The sequence below is a fragment of the Motilimonas sp. 1_MG-2023 genome (assembly GCF_030547455.1).
Lineage (GTDB): Bacteria > Pseudomonadota > Gammaproteobacteria > Enterobacterales > CBDFNC01 > Motilimonas.
In genome coordinates, this window is record NZ_JAUOPX010000104.1 from 1 (window position 1) to 1,123 (window position 1,123).

The 1,123-nt window shown below is 51.2% G+C and carries 1 protein-coding gene; it reads left to right on the top strand.

What is annotated here, in order from left to right; translation table 11 throughout:
* Positions 1-1,123 (top strand): IS21 family transposase (istA, locus tag Q4519_RS21605; protein WP_303515984.1); only part of this gene is annotated, 1,123 nt, incomplete at both ends.

The following is a 1,123-nucleotide window of genomic DNA, read 5'->3' on the forward strand; positions in this document are numbered from 1 at the left end:
GTATGCCAACCGAGCGGCCCAACTGGGGATCACCGATTGGCCCCTTGAGCCCCATTGGGACGATACTTCCCTCAATCAGGCTTTTTTACGCACTAAGGTGAAGAAGAAGGCCGTTTCGCTACCTGATTGGGCAAGAATTCATCTGGAGCTTAAGCAAAAAACCATGACACTGCAGCTGTTATGGGAAGAATATGTTGAACGAAACAAGGCGAATCACTACAGCTACAATCATTTCTGCCGCCTGTATCAAGCATGGCGTAAGCTCCAATCGCCGTCGATGCGCCAAAACCATAAAGCGGGCGAAAAGCTGTTTGTGGATTACTGCGGGCCCACATTGCAAGTGGTTAATCCAACCACTGGCGAATGCCGAACCGCGCAAGTATTTGTGGCGGTCATGGGCGCGTCTAATTACACCTACGCAGAAGCGACTTGGACGCAAGGTCTGGAAGATTGGGTGATGAGCCATGCGCGCTGCTTTGAATTTCTTGGCGGCGTGCCCGAGCTGGTGATCCCTGATAACTTGCGCAGCGCTGTCAGTAAAACCTGCCGCTATGAGCCTGATCTGAACCCGACCTACCAGCAGTTAGCTTACCACTACGACACCGTTGTTGTGCCCGCAAGGCCCTATAAACCCAAAGATAAGGCCAAGGCCGAAGTGGCGGTACAAATCGTCGAGCGCTGGATCATGGCTAAGCTTAGAAATGAGCAGCACTACAGTTTACGTACTCTCAACCTTCGGATTGCTGAGTTACTGATAGCGTTAAATAACAAGCCAATGAAAAAGTTGCCAGGTAGCCGTCAAAGCCAGTTTGAGCAGCTAGACCAGCCTGCCTTAAAGCCCTTGCCGAGTATCGCTTATTGCTTTACTCAGGTGAAAACCGTGCGTGTTCATTTGGATTATCACGTTGAAGTAGAAAAACATTATTACTCGGTGCCGCACGCGTTAATCAAACAAAAACTGGAGGCTCACATCAGTGGTGAGCTGGTGCGTTTGTTTCACCAAGGCAGAGAAGTCGCGGTGCATCCGCGCTCAAGCCAAGCAGGTAAGCACAGCACGTTGGCGCAACATATGCCTGAAGCGCACCGTCAACACGGCCAATGGACACCGGCTCGTTTTGAAGCG